Origin of the sequence: Halopolyspora algeriensis, from assembly GCF_003337235.1 — a bacterium.
Classification (GTDB): Bacteria; Actinomycetota; Actinomycetes; order Mycobacteriales; family Pseudonocardiaceae; genus Haloactinomyces; species Haloactinomyces algeriensis.
Map to the genome: position 1 here is coordinate 177,088 of NZ_QPJC01000007.1, position 24,657 is coordinate 201,744.

Annotated in this window: 23 protein-coding genes; 9 read left to right on the plus strand and 14 right to left on the minus strand. The window is 69.2% G+C overall.

The genetic code is table 11. The features are described 5' to 3' along the window. Window positions 1-5: 5 nt before the first annotated feature. The 7 genes from mraY to mraZ all read right to left on the minus strand — a co-directional run bounded on the left by mraY (window position 6) and on the right by mraZ (window position 8,722). Window positions 6-1,091 carry a phospho-N-acetylmuramoyl-pentapeptide-transferase gene (mraY, locus tag DFQ14_RS12780; protein ID WP_114453466.1) on the minus strand — a complete coding sequence of 362 codons (1,086 nt, stop codon included), beginning with the start codon at window positions 1,089-1,091 and terminating at the stop codon, window positions 6-8. Continuing rightward, on the minus strand, window positions 1,088-2,596 hold the full coding sequence (locus DFQ14_RS12785; protein WP_114453467.1) for a UDP-N-acetylmuramoyl-tripeptide--D-alanyl-D-alanine ligase: 1,509 nt from the start codon (window positions 2,594-2,596) through the stop codon (window positions 1,088-1,090). The genes mraY and DFQ14_RS12785 overlap by 4 nt, the downstream gene beginning before the upstream one ends. Beyond that, a complete protein-coding gene (locus DFQ14_RS12790) occupies window positions 2,593-4,290 on the minus strand; it encodes a UDP-N-acetylmuramoyl-L-alanyl-D-glutamate--2,6-diaminopimelate ligase (RefSeq protein WP_114453468.1) in 1,698 nt (565 codons plus the stop codon). Before DFQ14_RS12790 ends, DFQ14_RS12785 begins: the two co-directional genes overlap by 4 nt. An 85-nt stretch (window positions 4,291-4,375) precedes the next feature. Continuing rightward, window positions 4,376-6,220, minus strand: coding sequence for a peptidoglycan D,D-transpeptidase FtsI family protein (locus DFQ14_RS12795; protein WP_114453469.1), 1,845 nt, complete (start codon window positions 6,218-6,220; stop codon window positions 4,376-4,378). Further along, window positions 6,220-6,918: a cell division protein FtsL gene (gene ftsL / locus DFQ14_RS12800; protein WP_114453470.1), complete on the minus strand. Its 699-nt coding sequence runs from the start codon at window positions 6,916-6,918 to the stop codon at window positions 6,220-6,222. The genes DFQ14_RS12795 and ftsL overlap by 1 nt, the downstream gene beginning before the upstream one ends. Then, window positions 6,915-7,946 carry a 16S rRNA (cytosine(1402)-N(4))-methyltransferase RsmH gene (gene rsmH, locus DFQ14_RS12805; RefSeq protein WP_257233676.1) on the minus strand — a complete coding sequence of 344 codons (1,032 nt, stop codon included), beginning with the start codon at window positions 7,944-7,946 and terminating at the stop codon, window positions 6,915-6,917. Before rsmH ends, ftsL begins: the two co-directional genes overlap by 4 nt. A 344-nt stretch (window positions 7,947-8,290) precedes the next feature. Further along, a complete protein-coding gene (gene mraZ, locus DFQ14_RS12810; RefSeq protein ID WP_114453472.1) occupies window positions 8,291-8,722 on the minus strand; it encodes a division/cell wall cluster transcriptional repressor MraZ in 432 nt (143 codons plus the stop codon). A gap of 612 nt (window positions 8,723-9,334) precedes the next feature. On the opposite strand from mraZ, the gene DFQ14_RS12815 reads away from it, so the two are divergent. The 3 genes from DFQ14_RS12815 to DFQ14_RS12825 are packed head-to-tail and all read left to right on the plus strand — an operon-like array spanning window position 9,335 to window position 13,898. Next, window positions 9,335-10,387: an AAA family ATPase gene (locus DFQ14_RS12815; protein ID WP_114453558.1), complete on the plus strand. Its 1,053-nt coding sequence runs from the start codon at window positions 9,335-9,337 to the stop codon at window positions 10,385-10,387. A gap of 2 nt (window positions 10,388-10,389) precedes the next feature. Next, window positions 10,390-11,649 (plus strand): DUF58 domain-containing protein, encoded by a 1,260-nt coding sequence (locus DFQ14_RS12820; protein WP_114453473.1) that lies wholly within the window; start codon window positions 10,390-10,392, stop codon window positions 11,647-11,649. Next, window positions 11,646-13,898, plus strand: a complete 2,253-nt coding sequence (locus DFQ14_RS12825; RefSeq protein WP_114453559.1) for a transglutaminase TgpA family protein — start codon at window positions 11,646-11,648, stop codon at window positions 13,896-13,898. The genes DFQ14_RS12820 and DFQ14_RS12825 overlap by 4 nt, the downstream gene beginning before the upstream one ends. 97 nt (window positions 13,899-13,995) lie before the next feature. On the opposite strand, the gene DFQ14_RS12830 is transcribed toward DFQ14_RS12825, so the two are convergent. After that, the gene (locus DFQ14_RS12830) at window positions 13,996-14,406 is read right to left on the minus strand and encodes a DUF3040 domain-containing protein (protein WP_114453474.1); all 411 of its coding nucleotides are present in this window, start codon (window positions 14,404-14,406) and stop codon (window positions 13,996-13,998) included. Between the two features lie 189 nt (window positions 14,407-14,595). Continuing rightward, a complete protein-coding gene (locus DFQ14_RS12835) occupies window positions 14,596-15,327 on the minus strand; it encodes a class I SAM-dependent methyltransferase (protein ID WP_114453475.1) in 732 nt (243 codons plus the stop codon). Between the two features lie 129 nt (window positions 15,328-15,456). Between DFQ14_RS12835 and DFQ14_RS12840 the strand changes: the two genes are divergently transcribed. Further along, the gene (locus DFQ14_RS12840; protein ID WP_114453476.1) at window positions 15,457-16,317 is read left to right on the plus strand and encodes a ParA family protein; all 861 of its coding nucleotides are present in this window, start codon (window positions 15,457-15,459) and stop codon (window positions 16,315-16,317) included. Window positions 16,318-16,340: 23 nt separating this feature from the next. Here the strand turns inward: DFQ14_RS12840 and pspM are convergent, their stop codons facing one another. The 5 genes from pspM to pgsA all read right to left on the minus strand — a co-directional run bounded on the left by pspM (window position 16,341) and on the right by pgsA (window position 20,409). Then, window positions 16,341-17,333, minus strand: a complete 993-nt coding sequence (gene pspM / locus DFQ14_RS12845) for a phage shock envelope stress response protein PspM (protein WP_179951570.1) — start codon at window positions 17,331-17,333, stop codon at window positions 16,341-16,343. Window positions 17,334-17,339: 6 nt separating this feature from the next. Further along, window positions 17,340-18,164, minus strand: a complete 825-nt coding sequence (locus tag DFQ14_RS12850) for a PspA/IM30 family protein (protein ID WP_114453477.1) — start codon at window positions 18,162-18,164, stop codon at window positions 17,340-17,342. A gap of 249 nt (window positions 18,165-18,413) precedes the next feature. Beyond that, on the minus strand, window positions 18,414-18,920 hold the full coding sequence (locus DFQ14_RS12855; protein ID WP_114453478.1) for a helix-turn-helix domain-containing protein: 507 nt from the start codon (window positions 18,918-18,920) through the stop codon (window positions 18,414-18,416). Window positions 18,921-19,273: 353 nt separating this feature from the next. Beyond that, window positions 19,274-19,771 (minus strand): CinA family protein, encoded by a 498-nt coding sequence (locus DFQ14_RS12860; protein WP_114453479.1) that lies wholly within the window; start codon window positions 19,769-19,771, stop codon window positions 19,274-19,276. Then, entirely contained in the window at window positions 19,768-20,409 is a 642-nt protein-coding gene (gene pgsA, locus DFQ14_RS12865) for a CDP-diacylglycerol--glycerol-3-phosphate 3-phosphatidyltransferase (RefSeq protein WP_114453480.1), read from the minus strand. The genes DFQ14_RS12860 and pgsA overlap by 4 nt, the downstream gene beginning before the upstream one ends. Before the next feature lie 329 nt (window positions 20,410-20,738). On the opposite strand from pgsA, the gene DFQ14_RS12870 reads away from it, so the two are divergent. The 5 genes from DFQ14_RS12870 to DFQ14_RS12890 all read left to right on the plus strand — a co-directional run bounded on the left by DFQ14_RS12870 (window position 20,739) and on the right by DFQ14_RS12890 (window position 24,642). Next, a complete protein-coding gene (locus DFQ14_RS12870; protein ID WP_114453481.1) occupies window positions 20,739-21,305 on the plus strand; it encodes an amino-acid N-acetyltransferase in 567 nt (188 codons plus the stop codon). A gap of 237 nt (window positions 21,306-21,542) precedes the next feature. Continuing rightward, window positions 21,543-22,019 (plus strand): helix-turn-helix domain-containing protein, encoded by a 477-nt coding sequence (locus tag DFQ14_RS12875; RefSeq protein WP_114453482.1) that lies wholly within the window; start codon window positions 21,543-21,545, stop codon window positions 22,017-22,019. An 8-nt stretch (window positions 22,020-22,027) separates the two neighbouring features. Beyond that, window positions 22,028-22,600 carry a PIN domain-containing protein gene (locus tag DFQ14_RS12880; protein WP_114453483.1) on the plus strand — a complete coding sequence of 191 codons (573 nt, stop codon included), beginning with the start codon at window positions 22,028-22,030 and terminating at the stop codon, window positions 22,598-22,600. A gap of 121 nt (window positions 22,601-22,721) precedes the next feature. Then, window positions 22,722-23,291 carry a phospholipase gene (locus DFQ14_RS12885; protein ID WP_114453560.1) on the plus strand — a complete coding sequence of 190 codons (570 nt, stop codon included), beginning with the start codon at window positions 22,722-22,724 and terminating at the stop codon, window positions 23,289-23,291. Window positions 23,292-23,427: 136 nt separating this feature from the next. After that, window positions 23,428-24,642: an alpha-hydroxy acid oxidase gene (locus DFQ14_RS12890; RefSeq protein WP_114453484.1), complete on the plus strand. Its 1,215-nt coding sequence runs from the start codon at window positions 23,428-23,430 to the stop codon at window positions 24,640-24,642. Window positions 24,643-24,657 lie beyond the last annotated feature (15 nt).

The window sequence follows — 24,657 nt, forward strand, 5'->3', positions numbered from 1 at the left end:
AGTGCCTACAGACCGTTGCCGCCCGCCAGCGACAGCCAATCGGCATAGAACAGACCGATCCCGAACAGGCAGCTGATCGCGGCCAGAATCCAGAATCGGATGATCACCGTGGTTTCCGCCCACCCGGCGAGTTCGAAGTGGTGATGGAACGGTGCCATTCGGAACAGCCGGCGCCGGGAGGTGCGGAACACGACGATCTGCAACACCACCGACAGTGCCTCGACCACGAACAGGCCGCCCACGACGATCATCAGCAGCTCGGTGCGGGTGGTCATCGACAGCCCCGCGAGCAGTCCTCCGATGGCCAGCGAGCCGGTGTCTCCCATGAAGATCTTCGCAGGCGCCGCGTTCCACCACAAAAAGCCCACGCACGCCGCCATCGCCGAGGCGGCGACCACCGCCACGTCCAGCGGATCGCGCACCTGGTAACAGGCGGGACCGATGTTCTGCTCCAGACCGCAGGAGTAGCGGAACTGCCAGAAGGAGATCAGCACGTAGCTGGCCAGGACCATGGCGGCCGTGCCGCCCGCGAGACCGTCCATGCCGTCGGTGAAGTTCACCGCGTTCGACCAGCCACTGATGGCGATGTAGGCGAAGACGATGAACCCGACCGTGCCGAACGAGACCACGGTGATGTCGCGGATGAACGACAGGTGTTCGGAGGCCGGGGTGATGCCGTTGCGGTCGGCGAACTGCAGCGCCAGGATCGCGAAGATCACCGAGGCGAGCAACTGACCGACCAGCTTGGCCGTCTTGTTCAGCCCGAGGTTGCGTCGTTTGCGGATCTTGATGAAGTCGTCGAGGAAGCCGACCACACCGAGCACCGTGGTCAATCCGAGCACGAGCAGCGCTGTCACACTCGGCAAACCGTCGGACACCGTCAGATGCGTGACCAGGTAACCCGCCCACATGGCGACGAGGATCGCCATCCCCCCCATCGTGGGGGTGCCGCGCTTGGCGGAGTGCGACTTCTGGACCTCTTCCCGGATCTCCTGCCCGAAGCCCTGCTTGGAAAAGATCCGGATCAGGTAGGGCGTGAACAGGATGGAGACCACCAGCGCCACCGCGGCGGCGACGAGAATGCTCTTCACGCCGGATCACCGTCCCGCCCGGCCTCGCCCGACGGGTCCAGCAGGGCTTCGGCGACGCGCCACAGCGCCGCCACCTTCGACGCCTTGGTCAGCACGACATCACCGGGGCGCAGCTCGGCGCGCAACAGCGCGACGGCGGCCTCGACGTCGGGCACCAGAACCGACTCCTCTCCCCACGATCCTTCCAGCCAAGCACCCCGATGCATCGGGCGAGCCTGCTCGCCGACGACCACCAGGCGGTCGATGTTCAACCGGACGGCCAACCGTCCGATGTCGTCGTGGGCGTCCCCACCGGTATCGCCCAGTTCCCCCATCACCCCGAGTACCGCCCACGCCCGGCCGGGCTTGTCGCGCGTCATCGACGCCAACGTCTTCAGTGCCGCGCGGACCGATTCGGGATTGGCGTTGTATGAGTCGTTGACCACCGTGACCCCGTCGACGGTCTCGGCGACCTCCATGCGTCGTGCCGAGATCCGGCGCACGCCACCGAGGCGTTCGGTGACCTCGGCGAACGAGGCACCGAGTTCAAGAGCGATCGCGGCGGCGGTCAGCGCGTTGCCGACGTGGTGCTCTCCGTGCAGGGGCAGCGTCACCGCGGCCCTGTTCTCGCCCGCGGTGCTGCCCGCGGTGGTGACCAGGGTGAAGCTCGGACGGGCCTGATCGTCGATCACGATGTTCTCGGCACGCACCTGTGCCTCCGGGCTCTGCCCCACCAGCACGACACGGGCCTTCGTCCGCTCGGCCATCGCGGTAACCAGCGGGTCGTCGGCATTGAGCACCGCGATACCGCCCTCCGCCTCACCGGGAAGCGCCTCGACGAGCTCACCCTTGGCGCGGGCGATCGCCTCCCGGGAACCGAACTCGCCCAGGTGGGCGCTGCCGACGTTGAGCACTGCTCCGATCCGGGGCGGTGCTGCCGCGCACAGGGCGGCGATGTGCCCGACACCGCGCGCGGACAACTCCAGCACCATGTGCCGCGTGTCCTCGTCGGCGCGCAAGGCGGTCCACGGGTGCCCGAGCTCGTTGTTGAACGATCCCGGTGGCGCCACCGTCGGCCCCAGCGGTTCGAGCATCTGGGCGATCAGGTCCTTGGTCGAGGTCTTGCCGGACGATCCGGTCACCCCGACCACGGTGAGCCGCAACAGCCGGTCCACCACATACCGGGACAACCGGGCCAGGGCCGTCAGGACGGCCGCGCCGGAACCGTCGGTGTCGGCGGCCAGCGCCATCACACCGGACCGGTCCTGTTCGTCGGCGGGCGGGACGATCACCGCGGGTGCGTCGACCTCCCGCGCGGCGAGCACGCCCGCCGCGCCGTCGGCGACCGCCTGAGCGGCGAAGTCGTGCCCGTCCACTCGCTCACCGGGCACGGCCACGAACAGGCCGCCGGGACGTATTTCCCGCGAGTCGAACTCCACGTTCGCCGAGACGGTCTCGGAACCGTCCGCACGGTGGAGCCTGCCACCGACCGCCGCCGAGATCTCGTCGAGGCTGAGCCGGATCACCTTGCCTCCTCGTCGCATCCCCGACCGCCGGCCGGGTCGTCGTGTCCCGGGGCGACATCCGATCCCCGCCGGTCGTCGAGGCGCGCCCGCAACGCGGTCGCCAACTCGTCGCGGTCGGAGAAGGGATGCACGACTCCCGCCACTTCCTGGCCGGTTTCGTGCCCTTTGCCCGCGACCACCACCATGTCGCCGTCGTCGGCACGGCGGACCGCCTCGGCGATGGCCTCCTGCCGGTCGCCGATCTCGAGCAACTCCCCGCGCTCGGCGGCGGGAACCTGCCGCGCTCCCTCGAGCACGGCCGTCCGAATATCGACCGGATTCTCGCTGCGGGGATTGTCGTCGGTGACGATCAGCAGATCGGACCGGCGCGCCGCGGACTCACCCATCACGGGGCGTTTGGCGGCATCCCGGTCACCCCCGCAGCCGAGGACCACGAGCACTCTCCCGGCCGCCTGAGCTCGGGCTGCGTCGAGCACCGCGGCCACCGCACCGGGCTTGTGGGAATAGTCCACCACAGCGGCGAAGTCCTGACCGAGTGCGACACGCTCCATACGTCCGGGCACGTCGACTTCCGCCAGTCCTCGTTCGATCGCCGCGGCGGGCACACCCGCCGTGTGCAGAACCGCGGCGGCGAGCAGCCCGTTGGCGACGTTGAACGGGCCGGGCAGCCGCAGGCGGACGTCGAACCGCGCACCATCCGGCCCCGAGACGCGGAACCGCTGCTCACCCGTCGGCGATGCGGTGATCTCCGAGGCCGTCCACATGGCGTCGCCCACTGTGGACACGGTTACCGTCGCGGGCCCGACCAGCCGGTCGCCCCACTCGGTGTCGGTGCACACGACCTCGCGTTCGCAGCGGCCGTCGAACAGCATCGCCTTGGCCGCGAAGTAGTCGTCGAGGTCGCGGTGGAAGTCGAGGTGGTCCTGGGAGAGGTTGGTGAATCCGCCCACCGCGAACCGGGTGCCGGAGATTCGGCCCAGCGCCAGCGCGTGGCTGGAGACCTCCATCGGAACGTGGGTCACCCCGTGCTCGGCCATCACCGCCAGCAGTGCCTGCAGGTCGGGGGCTTCCGGGGTGGTGAAGGCACTGTCCAGTCGCTGCCCGGCGACGCGGGTCTCCACCGTGCCGACCAGTCCGGTGACGAGGCCGGCCGCACGCAGGGCCGACTCCAGCAGGTAGGTCGTCGTGGTCTTGCCCGAGGTGCCCGTGATCCCCAGGATCGACAGCCGCTGTGAGGGCTTGCCGTAGATGTGGGCGGCAGCCGGCCCGAGCACGCTCCGCGGTTCGGTGTGCACCAGCAGCGGCACCGATCCGTCCCGGACCCTCGGATGGTCCGCCAGTGCCGCACGCTCGGTCCCCACCTCGTCGGTGAGCACGGCGGCGGCGCCCGCGTCCAGGGCGTCGGCGGCGAAGTCCGCGCCGTGCGCGCGACTGCCCGGCAGCGCGGCGAACAGATCACCGGCACGGACGTGCTGGGCACGCAGGGTGGCACCGGAGACCGTCACCGGTTCGCCGCCTGCGGTGCGGACGATTCGGGCACCGAGGGACTCGGCGAGTTGCTCGACGTCCACCGGCTCGACACGGGACGGGCGAGGCGGGACTGTCGCGACCGCGGAAGGCACAGTGCGAAGGTTACCGGTACCGCTTATCGGGTTCTTGTCATGGTCGCCCGTTTCGTGTCCGTTCCGAGGCATCGTGTTCGGCCGATCTCTTTCCCGTCACCGGTAACCCCCTCCGGGGATCGACGTGGGTCCGCCCGTGCCCGCTACCGCACTCGCACTACCGCACTCGCAGGGTCATTTCGGGAGCGGGCTTCTCCGACAGCGGGATGTCGTAGCGCTGGGTCAGGTAGGAGGCGATGTCGCCGAACAGCGGCGCCGCCGAGCGCGTACCACTGGGGTTGTCGAGCATGATGCCCACGACATAGCGGGGATCGTCCGCCGGAACGATCCCGGCGAAAGTGACCCAGTGCTTCGAATTGCTGTAGCACCCGCAGGCCGGGTCGACCTGCTGTGCCGTCCCCGTCTTGCCCGCGATCTGGTACCCGTCCAGGCCGGCCTGCGGTGCGGTTCCCCGCTGTCCCGGCACGTCCTGCACCGTCGCGCGGAGCATGTTCGTGACGGTGTCGGCAGTGCGCTCACTGACCACTCGCACACCCTCGGGCCTGGGATGCGGCTTCCGGGTTCCGTCCGGCTCGACCGTTCCGGCGATGATGCGCGGGGGGATGCGCACGCCGTCGTTGGCGATGGCCTGATACATACCGGCCATCTGCAGCACGGTCATCGACAAACCCTGCCCGATGGGCAGGTTGGCGAACGTCGTGCCCGACCACTGTTTGCGTGGCGGGACGTGTCCGGAGCTCTCCCCCGGCAGCGCGATCCCCGTGCGCGTGCCGAGGCCGAACTTCTTCATCAGGGCACTGAAACGATCCGCGCCCAGCTTCCGAGCGGTCATCAGGGTGCCCACATTGGACGATTTGGCCAGGACACCGGTGAAGGTCAGCGGGATCGTCCCGTGCGACCAGGCATCGCCGATGGTGCTGCCCCCGATCGAGATCCGCCCGGGAACCTGCAGCACGGTGTCGGGCTCGACGATGCCCTGCTCGATCGCTCCGGCAGCCGTGATCACCTTGTTCACCGACCCAGGCTCGAACGGAGTGGTCACGGCCGGATTCCCGAGCTTCTTCTCGGTCCAGGTGTCCTGGTTGCCCGGATCGAAGGTCGTGTCGTTGGCCAGCGCACGAACCTTACCGGTCTGCGCGTCGAGCACGACGGCACTGCCGCCCTCGGCCCCCCTCTCGGCGACGTAGTCGGCCAGCTTCTGCTGCAGCACGTACTGCAGGTCGGAGTCGATCGTCAGGCGTACGTCGGAGCCGGGCTTGGCGGGTTCGATCTTCTCGGTTCCCGGGATCACCAGGCTGCCGCCCTGAGCGGTGTACGAGACTTTCGTCCCGTCCTTGCCCGCGAGGACGGGGTCGAGCGCGTTCTCCAGGCCGAGGAGACCGCGGATCTTGCGCTCGTCCATCCGCCACGTCGCCGCCCCGAGGATGTTCGCGGCCACACCGCCCGCCGGATACTGGCGCACGGCGCGGTACTCCGCACCGATGTGCGAGTATTCCTCGTGGATCTTTCGTGCCGTGCCCGGATCGACCAACGGGCCGAAGTAACGGAACTTCTTACCCGAAAACAGCGCGTCGAGGACCTGCTGCTCGGAGACCTTCCCGCCGGTCACGCGATCGATGTAAGCGGCGGCATTGCGCTTGTACTCCTCGACCGTGGGCTTGTCGGGATTCTCCCTGTGTGCCTGGCTCACGTGCTTGTGCAGATTTTCCAGGCTCACGAAAAGCTGGCGTGCCTCGCTGCTGAAGGCGAGCACACGCCCGTTGTTGTCCACGATGGATCCACGCTCGGCCGGGATCGCCCGCGGCGTGACGAGTTGCTCGTTGGCCTGCTCGGACAGGGCATTGGCCTGGAACCCCTGCACGACGACCAGCTTCGCTCCAGCCGCCACCAGCGCGACCACCAGCACCAACCGTCCCACCGTCAGGCGCCGGGCACTGCCTGCGACGTCCGTACGCGCCGTTCGACCCACCCGGACCGCCCGAGTGTTCCCGCGCCGGGCCATCAGGGCCGCCTCGCCTCCGCATCCGGTGCTTGCTGCTGCGAAGACCGCCCGGACGCGGCGTGCTCCGGCGGGGGCGGTGCCTTCGCGGGAGCCTTCGCAGGCTCCGGCTCACCGAGCACGGTCACCGACCCGTCGGGCTGTACCTTCAGATGGGCAGGCTCGGGGCCGGGAACCAGTCCGATCTCACGGGCACGCCGCTGCACTGCCGGTGTCGAGCTCATCTTGCTGACCTGGGCCAGCAGGGTTTCCTTGCGCTCGCTGAGCGCATTGACCCGGGCTTCGGCGCGTTGCAGCTCGTAGGAGTTGCCGACCGCGGAAATGGACAGCCACAGCGTGCTCACGATGCCCGCCACGAGCACCGTCATCACCGCCACGACGAAGGACAGCCGCGAGGACGTGACCTTCGTCTGCAGTTGCCGGGCCTTGGTGGCTTTCGGCTGCTGTGCCTTGGCATGCTCTTTCGTCTTCCGCCTGCGCTGCGACTGCCGCTGATCGGGTGGCTGCCGTGCCGAGCGAGTCCGCTGTACGCGGTGCTGGTGACGCGCCCGGGTCCGTTCCGGGGCCTGTACCCGCTCCCGCTCGGCCGTCCGCGCGTTCCGGGCGTTGCGCTGACCCTGGGACTTCCGGCCCCCCTCGGCCGCGCGTTCGTTCCGGTCCTTGCGCGCGGCGGACGTTCGCGCGCGTGTCGGTGCCGTCATGCCCCCTCCTTGATTCGCTCCGCAGCCCGGAGTCGCACCGATGCGGCCCTGGGGTTGGCCTCCGTTTCCTCTTCCCCGGCGAGCTCGGCACCGCGGGTGAGCAACCGCAGTTGCGGACCGTGTCCCGGCAATTCCACCGGCAGGCCGGCCGGAGTGCTCGACTTCGCCCGCTCGGCCAGCGTGCGTTTGACCCTCCGGTCCTCCAGCGAGTGGTAGGACAGGATCGCGGCACGTCCCCCCACGGCCAGGGAGTCCAGCGCCCGGGGCAGCGCCCGCGAGAGCACCTCCAGCTCACCGTTGACCTCGATGCGCAGGGCCTGGAAGGTGCGCTTCGCCGGATGACCACCCGTCCGCCTGCTTGCCGCAGGGACCGCGTCGTAGAGCAACTGCACCAGCCGTGCGCTGGTGGTGAACGGCTCGCGCTCGCGCTCGCGCACGATGGCATTGGCGATTCTGGAGGCGAACTTCTCTTCCCCGTAGTCCCGCAGGATCCGGGTCAGATCACGTGCCGGGTAGGTGTTGAGCACGTCCGCCGCCGTGCTTTCGGCACCGGAATCCATCCGCATGTCCAGCGCCGCGTCCTGGGAGTAGGAGAACCCGCGTCCGACCTGGTCGAGTTGCAAGGACGACACTCCGAGGTCGAACAGCACACCGTCCACTTCGGAGAAACCGAGTTCGGCGAGGACGTCGTCCACTTCGTCGTAGACGGCGTGCACCAGGTGCGTGCGCGCGGCGTAGGGGGCCAGCCGGTCGCCGGCCAGCCGCAGCGCCTCGGGGTCGCGGTCCAACCCGACGAGGGTCAGCTCGGGGTGTGCCGCCAGCAGAGCCTCGGCGTGACCGCCCATTCCCAGGGTCGCGTCCACGACGACCGCGGTGCGGCCCGCCGGTCGCACCGCCAGTGCCGGTGCCAGCAGCTCGAGTGTGCGTTCCAGCAGCACCGGAACGTGCCGATCCCGAGCCGACTCGCCGGCGAGCGGCGCGGAAGCCCCACCGCACTGCTCACCGTTCTGGTGCGCGCTGCCGGCCACAACGGACCCTCCCTTCCGCGTGCCTCGCGTGGTTGTGCACACCGTGCTCGCAGCCGCAGCACCCGCCCTTGCACGGCACATCACGCTGCACCGAGCTGCTGCCGACCGGTTCGGAGTGGATCTCGCCAGGTCCCCGCCCGCCCGCCGCGTCCTGGTACCGGGGAAGTTGCACCAGGACGGCACCCATCGGGCGGACAGAGGCCTTACGACACCCGCAACGAACCGAGCACCGCTTTCTTCGTCTCCGAAGAGGATGCGCGGATCGGCTTTTTCGCCTGAGAGATCACCCTGAGCAGAATGACCCGCTCCGAGGACCACCCACGCAGACCTTCGGAACCGTTCCTCTAGAAAACGCCGGGCAGCACCTCCTCCTGCGCCTGTGCATAGCTCTCCTCGTGCTCGTCGAGGTAGGTCTGCCACCGTTCGGCGTTCCAGATCTCCAACCTGTTGATCGCACCGATGACCACGCACTCCTTGGACAGCCCGGCATAACGCCGTAGCTCCGGTGCGATCGAGATCCGTCCCTGCCCGTCCGGCTCCTGCTCGTCCGTTCCGGCGAACAGGTAGCGCTGGTAGGCGCGAACGGATTCGTTGGTGAAGGGAGCCTCGGCGACCTTGCGGGCCATCTGCTCGAACTCGGCACGCGGGAAGACGTACAGGCAGTGATCCTGTCCCTTGGTGATCATCAGCCCCCCTGCCAGTGCTTCCCGGAACTTCGCGGGCAGCGTCAACCGCCCCTTGTCGTCGAGCTTGGGACTGTGGGTACCGAGAAACACCCCGGAACCACCTCCAGGCCCGTGTACTGCCCGCCCACCCGCATCGCGCGACGGCCGCCCACCCCTGCGCGGGGCCGTTCCTCCACGGAGCTCTTCCTCCGCAAAGCTCTTCCACGGTGAGGCCCTTCCGCCCCACCGCGTGCCACAGTACCCCACGGTGCCCCACCGTCAACACGAAACACCCCGCGGCGATCACGGACTCGGATCCCGTTTTCGCTGGTGGCAGGCGTAGTCAGGACGGTGGGGCACGGTGGGGTGAACATCGCCGTCCCGTTGCCGCAGGTCTTTCGCCCGGGCAGCGAGCCGGACCCGGGCTCGCGGTGCGACATGCCACGGTGCTCGGCACGAGTACCCGAAAGTGGAGCGGAGCCGGAGGCCACGCCCGTCACACCACGGGCGAGCGGCCCGAGCGGCTGCCGCGATTGGCGGGCGCCCGCCTCGACAGGCTGCCATGGTTTGAGACACTGCATGGCACGCCGGTATGTCGATCGCATGCCGTGGCCGGGTGGCACAGCTCGGTGGGAACCCCTGCGCCCACAGCGACGTCGGGCACGGATGACCGCCTCACCACGGGCCCCCGAAAGAGCACCTGGAGGTTGCGTGACTCCCTCGATGCCCACATCCGGTACCACCCTTCCCGGCAGTGGTCCGGACCAGCAGCCGGCGTCGAGTCGTGACTCGACGCTGCCCGGCGACATCTCCATCGACCACCTGCACTCCACCCTGGAACGCATCGCGGCGAACATGGCGCAGGTCCTGGTGGGCAAACCCGAGGTGGTCCGCGTCACGCTCGTGACCCTGCTGGCCGAGGGACACCTGCTCGTCGAGGACGTACCCGGCGTGGGCAAGACCTCACTGGCCAAGGCGCTGGCACGTTCCATCGACTGCACCGCCAGCCGCATCCAGTTCACACCGGACCTGCTGCCCAGCGACATCACCGGAGTATCGGTCTACAACCGCCAGACCGAGAGCTTCGAATTCCGCGCGGGACCGGTGTTCGCCAGCATCGTCGTCGGCGACGAGATCAACCGGGCCTCTCCCAAAACCCAGTCGGCGCTGCTGGAGTGCATGGAGGAGAACCAGGTGACCGTCGACGGGCACACGTACTCCCTCGACAGCCCTTTCATGGTGCTCGCCACGCAGAACCCGGTCGAGATGGAGGGCACCTACGCACTCCCCGAGGCGCAGCGGGACCGTTTCACCGCGCGGATCTCGATCGGCTACCCGGACCAGACGGCGGAATTGGCCATGCTCGACGAGCATTCCGCTGCCGACCCGCTGCACGCTCTGCGCCCGGTCACCGACGGCCCGGAGATCGAGACCCTGGTGCGGGCCGTGCGCGGCGTCCACGTCGCGACCGAAGTCCGCCGGTACGCCGTCGAGCTGGTCACCGCCACCCGGCAACTGGCGGAGCTGCGACTGGGGGCCTCGCCCCGCTCGACGCTCCAGCTCGTGCGCGCCGCCCGCGCCCAGGCCGCCCTGTCCGGGCGCGAATTCGTGATTCCCGACGACGTCCAGGCCGTTGCCGTTCCGGTTCTCGCCCACCGGCTGGTGCTGACCGGCGAGGCACACGCCACTCGGCATTCCCCCGCCGAACTCGTCGAGCGGCTGCTGCACAAGATCCCGGTTCCCCGGGGCAACGGCACCGATGGCGGGCGACGGTAGCCGTGCTGCGCAGTCTCACTCTCCGCGGACGGTGCCTGCTGGCGGCGGGCACGGCCGCCGCGCTGTGCGCGATCGTCCTCGACGAACGGGACCTGTTGCGGGTCGCGGCCTTCGTCGCGGCGTTGCCGCTCCTGGCGATGTGGCTGTCCGGCCGAACCCGGGTCGCGCTGGGAGCCCGCCGGGAGGTCGACCCCGGCCGGGTCGCGGTGGGGTCGGACACCACGGTGCGCCTGCATCTCGGCGGCCGGGGCCGGCTTCCCGCGGCAGGGCTGTACCTGGAGGACGGTGTGCCCTATGCGCTGGGTGGGCGGCCGCACCTTCGGCTCGACCGCCCACCCGGGCAGCACGGCACGGTCGTGGAGTACCGGATACGCCCCGCGCTGCGCGGCATTCACCGAATCGGTCCCCTGCACACCCGGGTGCGTGATCCCTTCGGGCTCGCCGAGTCCGAGAACGAGCTCGCCGGCCACAGCCGCCTGGTGGCTGTCCCCCGCGTGGTCTCGCTGACCGGCCTGCCCGCCGGTTCCGGCCTCGGCGCTGGGGAGGACGGTGACAGGCGCCTGCGGGCCGGCCACGGCGAAGACGACACGATGGTGCGCGAATACCGGCACGGCGACGACATGCGACGGGTGCACTGGAAGATGACCGCGCGCCGGGACGAGCTGATGGTCCGTCTCGAGGAACGACCACGACACGGCGGGGTCACCGTCCTGATCGATCACCGCGCGGCAGCGCACCGGGGCACCGGGGCGCAGTCGAGCATCGAATGGGCGATCTCGGCCGCCGCCAGTATCTGCCTGCAACTGCATGCGCGTGGACAGCGGGTTCGGTTGGTCACGGTGGACGGAAGTCCCCTGACGGGCGGGGTCGACGGATACAGCGGCGGGGACGGCGACACGGCCGTTCTCGATGCGCTGGCCGCACTGCAGCCGTCACCGCGGCGCGATCTGATGTGCGGCACCGATCCCGGGGCAGGCCAGGAGCTGATCGCGGTGCTGGGGTCGACGACGGCGACGGGGGTCACGGAGTTGACGAAGCTCCGCCCGCATGGCGCGCACAGCCGGGCCGTACTGCTCAATGTCCGCAGGTGGAGCGGTGAGAGCACCGACGGCGGCTTCGACACCGGCGAGACCGCGAGCCGGTTGCGCGCTTCGGGATGGACGGTGGCCACGGCCGACGGGCCGGATTCCTCGATAGCGGCGGTCTGGGACCACCTGTGCAGGCAAAGCAGCCCGATGCAGCACACGGCGGTACCGCGATGAGCCGCACCCGCGGGCCGACCCCTCGCCGCGGTATCGGGCGTGATGCCGCGGCGGCCGTGGCCGGGGCGCTGGCCGTCCTGCTCACTTCGACCGCGTTCTCCGGCGTCTTCAGCGACGCGCGCTGGGTGCTGCCGATGATCACGGCGGTCGGCACGATCGCATCGGCCGGGATGGTCGCTCGCTCGCGGCGTTGGGCAACGCCCTGGGTGATCACGACCCAGGCGGTGGTGCTGCTGGTGGTGCTGACCGCCGTGTTCTCGGACAGGGCGATTCTGGGAGTGCTCCCCGGCCCCGGGACGATCACCGAACTGTGGACACTGCTCGGCACGGCGCTGGGGACGGTCCGCACTGCGGTGCCGCCTGTTTCCGCCGATACCGCACTGCAGTGTCTGGTGTTTCTGGGTATCGGTCTCACTGCGCTGCTGCTCGACGCGATAGCGGTGTCGCTGAGATCACCTGCCGTGGCGGGCCTGGTCCTGCTGTGCGTGTTCGCGGTCCCGGCCTCCCTTTCCGACGACCTGCTGCCGTGGTGGACGTTTCTGACGGGTGCCCTCGGCTTCGTGCTGCTGCTGATGGCCGGGAGCAGGCGCGAGCACACCGGATCCGGTGAACGGGAGGAGCACCGGTTCGTCGGACTCGGCGGGCAATCGCTCACGATCGCCGGTTTGGCAGCGGTGGTGGCGCTGCTGGCGGGCTCCACCTTCACCGCGGTCGGCACCGAGGGGCGCCTGCCCGGTTCGTCTCCCACCGCCGACGGAGAGGCCGGCGAGATCGGCATCCGCCCTTTCACGTCGCTGCAGGGCCAGCTCACCCGCAACAATGTGGTCGAACTGTTCCGGGTGCGGGGGCTGCCCGAGGACGCTTACCTGCGAGCCATGACCCTGCGGGAGTTCGACCCCTCCAGCGGGTGGAAACTCGCCGGGCTCACCCGCGGTGTCCCTGCCCGAGGATCGTTGCCGCTCCCCCCGGGCAGGGACCCGTCGAGTGGCTCCCGTGTGCGCATCGAGATCGAACCGCTCGGCTACCGGGACGCGTGGCTACCGGTCTTCGGCGTGCCGCTGCGGGTCTCCGGGATGGGACGGAACTGGCGCTACGATCCGGCGGCCGGGGTGCTGTTCACCCAGTCCCGGCAGGAGTCCCGGTCGTACGTCGAGACGGCATTGCTGCCCGAGCACAGCCCGGCGGAACTGCGCCGGGCCGAGGGTCCGCTCCGCATCGACCCGAGCTATCTCGAGCTCCACGGTGTGGAACCGCGTATCACCAACCTGGCCGCACGGATCACCGCGGAGGCGGACACCGCCTTCGACAAGGCCGTCGCGCTGAACCGGTTCTTCACCGACCCCGGCAACGGATTCGTCTACGACGAGCAGACCGCCCCGGTCTCCTCCGGCAGCGCGCTGGCCGACTTCCTGTTCCGGGGCAAGCGCGGCTACTGCGAACAGTTCGCATCCTCGATGGCGGTGCTGCTGCGCGCCGTCGGTATTCCGTCCCGGGTTGCCGTCGGATTCACCTCGGGGCGCCGCGACGGTGACAGTCGCCTCATCACCACCGAGGACGCGCACGCGTGGGTCGAGGCCTACTTCCCCGGTGTCGGCTGGACCACCTTCGACCCGACGCCGCTGGACGACGGCCGCACCTCGCTGCCCTCCCACCTGACCGGCGAGCAGCCTGCCGGGGAATCGCAGACCTCGGAGACGCCCGGCCAGGACTCGTCCCCGACCGACTCGGAACAGGCCGCCGGCGGCGATGCTCGTGAAGACCTCGCCACTCCCCTGCCGGAGCCGCCCCTGGCCGAGACCACCGACAACAGCGTGTGGGCCACCGCAGGTCTGTGTGCCCTGGTCGTGGCCGTGCTGGTGGCTCCTGCCACGGTGCGTTCGGTCCGGCGCCACCGCCGCATGGCCGTGGTCACCGGCGGGGCGCCGGGTGCGGCGACCACGGCCTGGCGGGAAGTGCTCGACGAGTTCCGGGACCGCGGCAGCCTGCCCGCGACCACCGATACGGCCCGCGGCGTGGCCGGTGAGCTCACCGAACGACACGGTCTCGACGCGGAGGGGGTCGATGCCATGCGAGCTCTGGTCGCCGCCGTCGAGAGAGACTGGTACGCACCCGCGGGACAACCTGTCGACCCGGCACTGCCGGACGTGCTGCGTCGGGTACGGGACAGTCTCCGGCGCAGCGCGCCGCTGCGCCGACGCCAGCGGCTGCTCCCCCGGTCCGTACTGCGCACCGGGAGGCCGGAGACGTGACCAGCGTCCGCCCGACGGGCGGCAGGTTGCGGCAGACCCGGTGCCCGGGCCGTCGAGGCGGCCCGGGCACCGGGTCTGCCGAATCACAGGTGATGTGTCACTGCTCGAAGCGTCTGCGGAAACGCTCTTCCATCCGCTGAGCGAAGGAACTGCGGTCTTCGGATTTCTTTCGGCTCTTGCCGGAAGATCCGCCACCGCCCTCCGTCTGCGATTCGGAATCCTCCCCGCCACCACGCATCGAGAACAGGACGGTCACTGCTCCACCGAACATCACGAGGAAGCCGACCACGCTCACCACGGGGATACCGGCTGCTTTCACCGGTACCACCACGCCGACCACCAGCAGAACCAGCCCCAGTACGAAAACGGCGATTCCCTGCAGGCGCCGCCGCCTGGAGGGACGCTGCAACCGCCCTCCTCGTACGTTGGAGGCGAACTTCGGATCCTCGGCGTAGAGCGCGCGCTCGATCTGATCGAGCAGTCGCTGCTCGTGCTCGGAGAGTGGCATGGCTCCTCCTCCGGCACAGGGTGTAGTGGCGCCGGAGTCCCTGAGGGGCGAACCCTCCGGACTGGGGATCCGGCGAACGCTTGGGGGCGTCACTTTCGAGGATACGGTTCCAACGACGTGACGACTACCCGGTCTTGTCCCGGACAGGGACGAATCGATCGAGATCATACGGACGGGGTAGCATCGAGATCAACTCGGCACCCGTCCCAGCGCATGCAGACGGGTGGCCACCTCCCGCAGGGGGGAGCGGGCAGCGGCGGCGATTTCCAGTTCGGCGAGGGCATCGGCCGCGCCGGCCGTGGACTCCAGCACCGACCCCGGAACGAGATCACTGAGCACTCCCTGCCCCCGTACGGTCTCCACGGTGAGCCCGGCTTCCCGAAGAACGTGCTCCAGCACATCGCTGTCGAAGCGGCGCTGCAGCGTGTCCCCCGCCGATCCCTCCAGCCTGCCGTCGACATCCCGGAACAGCCGGAGCGCTTCGGACACACGCCCCGCCAGCGCCCGCTGCAGCACCGCCGCGTAGCGGTTGACCACGAGCACCGAGACGGCTCCGCCGGGAGCCGCGGCCGCTGTCAGTGCACGCAGCGAGGCGGGCACGTCGTCGACGAACTCCAGCAACCCGTGCCCCAGTACGAGATCGGCCCCGTCGGGCGGGCCGACCACCTCGAGAGCCTCGGTATCCCCTTGCAATGCCCTGATCCGCTCGGCCACGCCCGCATCGGCAGCCCGCCGCTGTAGCGTGGCCAACGCGTTGGGGCTGGGATCCACCACAGTGACGGCACAGCCCGCGGAGGCCAGCGGCACCGCCCAGACCCCGCTTCCGCCACCGACGTCGAGTACTTCCGGCGTACCGTCACGCCGCCGGCGTGCCTCGGCGAGTTCGGATTCGAGCACGCGGTACACAGCGTCGGATCTCATGGGACGAAAGCGTAATCGCGGCTCACCAGGTTCTGTCATCCGGCGGGGCCGTGGTGGCCACGGTTGCCGACCATGCCCGGGCACACCCAGTGCCCACCACGGGGTCGTCCGGTTCCGTAGGCTACGGGCGTGCATACGGTGGCAGTACTGAGTCTCAAGGGCGGCGTCGGCAAGACGACCGTGGCGCTCGGTCTCGCTTCGGCGGCCATGCGCCGCGGTGTGCGAACGCTCGTGGTCGATCTGGACCCGCAGTGCAACGCGACCGCGTCGCTGGAGCCGGAGGAAACCCGCAAAGGGTTGAGTGACGTTCTCGCCGATCCCCGCGAGGACGTGTTGCGGGCCGCGGTCGCCCCCAGCGCGTGGGGAGAGGAGGTCGATGTCCTCGTCGGTTCCGAGGACGCGGAAGTCCACAACGGCCACGAGTCGGGCGACAGGTACCTCGCCCGGCTCACCGATGCGCTGTCCCGGCTCGACGACATGGTCGCCGAGGGCGAACTGCCCTATCAGCTCGTCCTGCTGGACTGCCCGCCCTCGCTGGGCAGGCTCACGCGCTCGGCTCTGGTGGCGGCGGACCGGGCATTGCTGGTCACCGAGCCGACGATCTTCGCGGTATCCGGGGTGCAGCGTGCCTTCGAGGCCGTTCAGGCCGAGCGCGCCGAGAACAATCCGCAGTTGCAGCCGCTCGGCGTCGTCGTCAACCGCGTCCGCCCCCGCTCCCATGAGCACCAGTTCCGCATCGAGGAGCTCCGAGAGATCTTCGGCCCCCTGGTGATGCCGGTGACCCTGCCGGACAGGTTGGCCGTGCAGCAGGCACAGGGTGCGTGCCTGCCGATCCACCAGTGGGGCACGCCGGGCGCTCGCGAAGTCGCGCTGGCGTTCAACCTGCTCCTGGCCAGGGCGCTGCGCGCCGGTCGCTCCCGCCGCGCCGTCGCGGACGGCGAGGCGATCGACGAGGATGCCGCGGACGGCGAGAGCGACGGACAGGTTTGAGCGTTACCGCCTCGGAGGGCGGCTCACGCCGGGTCGCCGTATCCGGAACGGCCGCCTTCCCGGCGCGGGCGGACATTCTCGCCCGGCTCTCCCGTGCCGGTCGGATCAGCGGGTCCGGCCGGTTGTTCCGGAGGTTCGGCCTGCCCCCGGAGCTGCCCGGCGGGTCCGGTCGGCATCTCCGTCGGGGTCGCGCCGTTTCCCGGCGCCACCTCCGAAAGTTCCTGCAAGGCCGCTGCCAGCCCGGCGAGCCGGTCGGTGGCGTCCTGCATCACGTGTTTCTGTTCCGAAGCACCGCTGGCGGCCACTGCCCGCCCGGCCGCGGCCACGAGGCCACCGTAGCTCTCGACTCCCTCGTCGAGTTCCGCGCGCAGGCGTGCCACGTCGGAGCGCAGTGCCTCCCGGTCCTGCGCGGGTGCGTGCGGGACCGCACCTTCCACGGCCACCAGGCGGTCCGCCACGGCACGCAGCGCCGAGGCGGCACGAGCTGCCGTTGTCCGCGCCTCCGTGGCCGGCTCACCCGCCACCCCCACGCCCGCATCGGTCAGCCGGGTCAGCGCGCTGTGCAGGCTCTGCTCGGCGTCCCGCAGGCGTCGCATGGGCTCGCGGGCCTGTGAGTCGCGCGGGGGAAGCTGCACCGGTTCGGGAGGTGGCTGCGGAAGCGGAGTGCGTTTCAGCCGCCGATACTTCAGTGCGGCACCGACGGTGCCCGCCCCCGCGGCGAGGGCCAGGCCGCCGACCCCGAAGGACGTCACGTCCAGCATCGTTTCCGTCGCGGGCTCGAGGGTGACCCAGAAATTCTCCGCGGCGTAGGAGAGGTAGGCACCGCCACCGAGCGCTCCCGTGGCGGTGGCTCCGGAGGCCGTACCGTATTTGGCCCTTCTGCGCCGCCGGATCAACCGTGCGCGAGGGTCCCGCCACGCCGCGAGTTTCCTGCGAAACCCGGTCAGCACCGGGCCGCGCAACTGGTCGAGCGCGAATTCCCCCCACTCGGAGAATTCCTCTCTACGCCTGCTCACCTGTGGTCACGCTTGGTCGGATTGCGGGTTCTGCTGCTGCGGCCGGGACGCCGGCGCCGGATTCGCCTCCTGCGCCTGCTGCTCGCCCCCGGTGACCTGCTGCTGTTGGCTGCTGCCCATGGAGGCTCGCAACTGGTTGAGCCGATTGGTTCCCGCGGCGTCGACCGCTGCCTGCTGGACCTCCATCATGCGGCCCTGCACGCTGTTCTGAGCCAGGTCGGCCTCGCCGAGCGCCGTGGTGTAGCGCTTCTCGATCTTGTCCCGCACCTCGTCCAGGGTCGGCGTGTTGCCGGGGGCGGCGACTTCGGTCATCTGCCGCAGCGAACTCGACACCTGCTCCTGCATCTTGGCCTGCTCGAGCTGGCTGAGCAGCTTGGTGCGCTCGGCGATCTTCTGCTGGAGCACCTGGGCATTGCGCTGGACCGCCTCCTTGGCCTGGTCGGCGGCCTGCAATGACTGATCGTGCAGGTTCTTGAGGTCCTCCACGCTCTGCTCGGCGCTCACCAGCTGGCTGGCAAGCTGCTGCGCGGTTTCCTCGTACTGTTGCGCCTTGGTCTCGTCCCCCTCGGACCGTGCCTGGTCGGCCATGGTCAGTGCCTGCCTGGCCGAGGACTGCAACTTCTCGACCTCGCCCAGTTGCCGGTTGAGCTTCATCTCCAGCTGCCGCTGGTTCCCGATGACCGAGGCGGCCTGCTGGGACAGGGACTGGTGCTGTCGCTGTGCTTCCTCGATGGCCTGTTGAATCTGCACCTTCGGGTCGGCGTGCTCGTCCACCTTCGACGAGAACGCCGCCATGAGGTACTTCCAGAACTTCACGAACGGATTGGCCATCTTCTCCGCCTGCCTTCTCTCATGCTGGTCCGTAGCCACAATGGGCCGGCACACCGGCAACCCGGGGCCGCCGGGGCGATCGTGTCTGCCCCCATCGTGTCAGCTCGCCGGGGTGGCTTCCACCACGACCGGCAGATCTCCGGGATTACCCGGAGAGGAGATCCGCAGAGCACGCCGGGGGCCGCAGACGGGTGGACCCACCAGCGGGCCCGTCCTCGTGAGAGCTCGGGCCCGCCGGGGCGGGCACGTTCAGGCCGCGACGACAACACCTCCGGATGTCCGGGCAGGAGCACTGATCCGCTGGCTGAGCATCGGCTGCAGCCGCCGGTCCTGTCCCGGGGTTCCCTCCTCTCCGGAGTGCTCCTCGGCACCGGCGCTCGCGGTCGCCTCCGCCCCGGCCGGCTCACTGCCGACGAGCTCGCTGTCGGCGAGCTCGGGGCCGATCAGGCTGGGCACCAGCCGGCCACCGTCGAGATCGGCGGGCGCGGACTGCTCGACCACGGAAGGCGCGACCAGGGATTCGGATTTGTCGAGGTCACCGGCCACCGTGACCAGCAACTCGGGCAAGGGCAAGTCCAGCGCCTCGCAGATCGAGCCGAGCAGCTCGCTGGAGGCCTCCTTGCGACCACGTTCCACCTCGGAAAGGTAGCCGAGGCTGACTCGGGCCGCGCGCGAGACCTCCCGCAGCGTGCGAGACTGAGCGGCCCGGGCGCGGCGCAGCCGTTCTCCGACCGCTTCCCGCAACAACACGGTCATCGCGCGCCTCCCTTCATCGTCGCCTACATCCTGCGCTACGCGTCAACGACCCCATGTGACTCGGGGTCCCTACGTTACTCACTGCGAGATCTCCGGTGGGACCGCTGGGTGGCAAGTCCGCCCAGGGCGAACGTCGCTCACCCACATGGCGGCGTCCGGGTGTGCTCGGCGGTGCCGGTGGATCCGTCGAGGGACGTCGTTCGGAGAGACCGAAGATCCGAGAGCCGAGCGGCAGCTCGGATTTCCGACCAGGGAAAGTGACCGGCCGGGGCCACCGGTGAGGTGGCCGGCCGGAGACAGCCGGCGAGGGTGACCGGCCGGATTGCCCGCATGATGCGGCCGACATATCCGGTTCAACGCACCATTCTCGTGAAATGTTCCATGGTCGCCCGAACGGCCGCAGCCCGCACGGCGTGCCGATCCCCCTCCAAGGATACCGAGCACACCGCCGTCTCGTCGGGACCCGCGAACCCGAGGTGCACCGTTCCCGGGGCCGTCCCGTCCTGCGGATCGGGTCCGGCCACTCCGGTGAGTCCGATTCCCCAGTCCGCGGCGCAGTGCAGCCGGGCTCCCGCCGCCAGTGCCTCGGCGACCCGCGGGTGTACGGGGCCGTGCTCGTCGAGGAGGTCGGCGTCGACACCCGCGAGGCTCGATTTCAGGTCGGTCGCGTAGACCACCATGCCGCCGCGCACCACGTCACTGGCCCCGGCCACCTCGGTCAGTGCCGCGCTGACCAGGCCCGCCGTCAGCGACTCGGCCGTGGCCACCGTCTCGCCGCGGCGGCGCAGCACCTCCAGAACCGCGACCACCCGCTCCCGCGGCACCTCCAGCACGTCGAGCACGCCGCTCATGCCCGTCCACCGCGGGCTCGTCGGCCCACTGCCCGCAGGCGCAGGGCGCGCACCGTGTAGTCCAGCCCCGTCACCACGGTGGCCACCACCGCGGCCCCCATGACCGTCCACCGGAGTGGTTCACCGAACTCGCCCAGCGGAATCAGGTACAGGGCGATGGCGATCGCCTGCAGCATCGTCTTGAGCTTGCCGCCGCGGCTGGCCGGGATCACACCGTGTCGGATCACCCAGAAACGCAGCAGGGTGACGATCAGCTCGCGCGCGATGATGGTCGACGTCACCCACCAGGGCAGGTCGCCGAGCACGCTGAGCCCGACCAGTGCGGCACCCGTCAGCGCCTTGTCCGCGAGCGGATCGGCGACCTTGCCGAAGTCGGTGATCAGGCCGCGCCGCCGGGCCAGATCACCGTCGATACGATCGGTGATCGACGCCAGCGCGAACACCGCGGTGGCCACCCAGCGCCACACCGGGTCGTGTCCGCCCACGGCGAACAGTGCGAGCAGGAAGAGAGGAACGAGCACCAATCGCGACATGGTCAGCACGTTGGCGATGTTGAGCAACGGCACCGCACGCGTCGTGTTCACGTGCTCCTCCCCGGCTTTTGCGGTAGGCTCCGGCACCGCACCCTCCGCCGTCATGACTTCTCCGTTCGCCGGTCCGTGGAAGCGTGCCCGCCCGTCGCCGTCTGCGCGCGACTCGGTACGTCGCCCACCAGCTTAAGGATCGTGTACGCGGCATGCGGCGTCCACTGCATCAGTCGTCATACCACATCGCGCCGATGCGGCCGTCCGCGAAAGGCAGTTCCGGAGGCATGCCGAACCCGAGTGGGCTCGCTCGTGCCGTCTCCGGACGACCTCCGGACAACAATAGCCGCCATGCCCGGCGGGGCTGGTCATGGCCACCTCTCCCGGGTCTCGTTCCCACTCCGGTGACCCGCCTGCGTTGCGAGGCGCGATAGAATACAGAGATGCATGATTATACGACCGGCGCGATAACAATTCGTCGAGCGCGGATCTCGGATGTCCGGACGATCAAGACGCTGGTCGATACCTATGCGGGCCGTGTACTGCTCGCAAAGGACCTGGTCACGCTCTACGAGAGCGTCCAGGAGTTCTGGGTGGCCGAACTCGACGAGCCCGACGGCGGCAGCGGGCACGACGGGCGGGCCCGCATCGTCGGTTGCGGTGCGCTGCACGTGCTCTGGGAGGATCTGGCCGAGATCCGCACCGTCGCCGTCGACCCCAGCGCCCGGGGGCTCGGGATCGGACACCTCGTCGTCGAACGGCTGATCGAGCTGGCGCACGGACTCGGGCTGCAGCGGCTGTTCGTGCTCACCTTCGAGACCGGCTTCTTCGCCCGGCACGGTTTCCGGCCGATCTCCGGAACGCCGGTCGACCCCGAGGTGTACACCGAGATGCGCCGCTCCGCCGACGAGGGCATCGCCGAGTTCCTGGAGCTGCCCTACGTGAAGCCGAACATCCTCGGCAACACCCGCATGCTGCTCGAACTCGATCACCCGCGCGACGAAGGCTGATCACGCCGCGCGGGCGTCACTGCTTCCACCAGCTTCCACACTCCGGTCGACGGGTTGCGCCGGTGTTCTCGCCCGTGGTCACACCGCGCACGCGCCCGCTGCAGCGCCGCGTCGACGCACAAGAACGTAACGACCACTCGGCTTCTCACTTGCCCTGAAAGAGGGGCGCGCCAACAGCGTGGGCTGTTTCGAATTTTTCGAAACCGGGTAGCATGGGGAGCAAATAGGGAGGTTTCGATGACTGTCACGGTGCGCGAGCAGACCGTATTACCACCACAGGGACCGACTGACACCCTCTCTGAACTGGCGAAACTACTCACGCCAAAGGAAGAGAGCAAGCAGGCAGCCCTCGTCGGTCCGGATGGAAGCCACGTCGAGGTTCCCGAGCCGGTCTATCGAGTCCTCCGGGATGTCGTCACCGCCATGTCCAAAGGACTCGCGATCACAGTGGCCCCGCACAACACGATGCTGACCACCCAGGAGGCCGCCGACATGCTCAACATGTCCCGCCCCACACTGGTCAAACTACTCGAACGGGACAAGGCGATCCCGTTTACCCAGCACGGGCGCCACCGCCGGATCAAACTCGAAGACGTCATCGCCTATCAACAGCGCACCCGAAAAGAGCGTCAGGAAGCACTCGACGCCATGGCCGCCGACGGAGAAGAATCGGGGCTCTACGAGGCGACGACCGATCCCATCGAGACACGGTAGGAGACCGAGTGCCGTTTCCTGCCTTCCTGGATGCATGCGTGCTGTATCCCCAGCATCTCAACGACACATTGTTGCGGCTGGCTGCAGCGGAGACCTACCGCCCACTGTGGTCGGCCGATGTGCTCGACGAACTACGCCGCAACTTGCTCATCCGGATCAGTCGGTCCGCCGTCGACTATCGGCTCGGCAACATGCAACAACATTTCCACGACGCCGAAGTCACTGGTTACCAGTCACTGCTCCCCACCATGACCAACGACGAGAAGGACCGCCACGTTCTGGCCGCCGCTGTACGCGCCAACGCCGAAGTCATCGTGACCTTCAACGTCAAGCACTTCCCTGCCACTGCACTCGACCCTTACGACCTGGTTGCAGTTCATCCCGACGACTTTCTACTCGATCAACTCGACCTCTACCCCGGCATCACTCTGCAATGCCTGCATCAGCAGGTCGCCGGCTACCGCAAGGAACCGACCACAGTGCCGGACCTGATGACTTTCCTCGCCACACGGACCGGTCTACCCAAATTCGCCAGTGAAGTACTCCGCCATCTCCCCTCAATGGATTCCAACGCCCCGTAGCAATTACTCACGATCACCCGATGGAGGGCGGAAGATCATCCTGTCGCACCATGCGCACGGAAGGTGATCGATAGGACACTTCTCGTGATCAGTGCGACCGAAGGAGTCTTCCGTGCCGTCCATGCTCGGCCGCCGCGCGGGTCGCGGCCTGCCTGCCATCGCCGCCGCCGCGCTCGCCATGGTGCTCACCGCCGGAACCGCCCACGCCGACCTCCCCGACGAGGAGCTGCGCAGGGCCACCGACCTGTACCTGTTCGGGACTTCCCTGGACGAGTTCGCCGCGATCCGTGCCGACCGGCCGTACGACGAACAGCTCGACTGGTCGAGCGACGGCTGTTCCTGGTCACCGGACGAACCGCTGGGCCACGACTTCACGCGGAGCTGCCACCGGCACGACTTCGGCTACCGCAATTACCAGGATCAGGGGCGGTTCACCGAGCCCAACCGGCTCCGGATCGACGACCTGTTCCGGGCCGACATGTACACCCAGTGCGACGGCGATGTGACCTGCCAGGGCGTGGCCAACGTCTACTACTTCGCGGTCCGGCAGTTCGGTGACGTGGCCACCACCACCCCCGAGGCGCTCGCACGGGCACACATCACCACCGAGACCGCCCCGTCCGGCGAGGTCGTGTCGCTGCGTGCCACCGGACGCGACGGCGAGACCGTGGAGTTTCCCGTGACCGGGTGAGTCCGGGTGAGCCGTCCTGCGCCCAGCCACGAAAGCGGCCCCGCCTCCTCACTACCGGAAAGGCCCACCGAGTGGGTACCGTGCCTCGCGTCGGGACACGCCGACCGATTTGTGCGCGAGGAAAGGACGGTGCGCCATGGTGCGGCGACAACTTCCGCGCTGGTCCGAACTGCGGCCACTGCTCCGGGTGGACCGCCCGGAGTTCGATCCGACCCGGCGGCGGCTGTCCCGCGCACACACCATCGGTGACCTGCGCTCCCTCGCGCGGCGCAGGACACCGCGTGCCGTCTTCGACTACACCGACGGGGCGGCCGAGAACGAGACGAGCCTGCAGCGAGCGCGGCAGGCGTTCCGCAACGTCGAGTTCCAGCCCCACGTGCTGCGCAATGTGTCCGACGTGGACACCAGTCACGACATTCTGGGCAGGCGGGCAGCGCTGCCGTTCAGCTTCGCCCCCACCGGGTTCACCCGGATGATGCATCACGAGGGCGAGCAGGCCGTCGTCCGCATCGCCCAGCAGGCCGGGATCCCCTACGCACTGTCCACGATGGGCACCACGTCCATCGAGGACACCGCAGCCGCCGGCCCCGATGCGCGCAAGTGGTTCCAGCTCTACGTCTGGCGGGACCGCTCGGCCGGAAAGGACCTGGTCCAGCGTGCGCGGGAATCCGGCTACGAGGCGCTGATCCTCACGGTGGACACCCCGGTCGCGGGCGCGCGCCTGCGCGATGTGCGCAACGGCCTGACGATCCCACCCTCCCTGACCCTGCGGACCATCGCCGACGCCGCGACCCACCCCGCATGGTGGTTCAACCTGCTCACGACCGAGCCGCTGACGTTCGCCTCCTTCAAGCGCTGGGAGGGCACGGTCGCCGAACTGATCGACGAGATGTTCGACCCGACTCTGAGCTTCGCCGACGTGGAGTGGTTGCGCGGCCTCTGGGACGGTCCGCTGATCATCAAGGGCATCCAGAACGCCGAGGACGCCCGCAGGGTCGTCGACCTGGGCGCCGATGCGGTCATCCTGTCCAACCACGGCGGGCGCCAGCTCGACCGGGCCCCGACGATGCTGGAACTGCTGCCGCGAGTCCGTGACGGCATCGGCGACCGCGCCCAGATCATGCTCGACACCGGCATTCTCAACGGTGCCGACATCGTGGCCGCTCTCGCACGCGGCGCCGATTCCTGCCTCGTCGGCCGCGCCTACCTGTACGGGCTGATGGCCGGTGGGCAGCGAGGGGTGCAGCGCGCCGTGGAGATCCTGCGCACCGAGATCGTTCGCACCCTGCAGCTGTTGGGCGTCTCCTCTGTCGAGGAGCTCGACAGCAGCCACGCGACGTTGCGTCCGTGACGGTCACACGTGAGT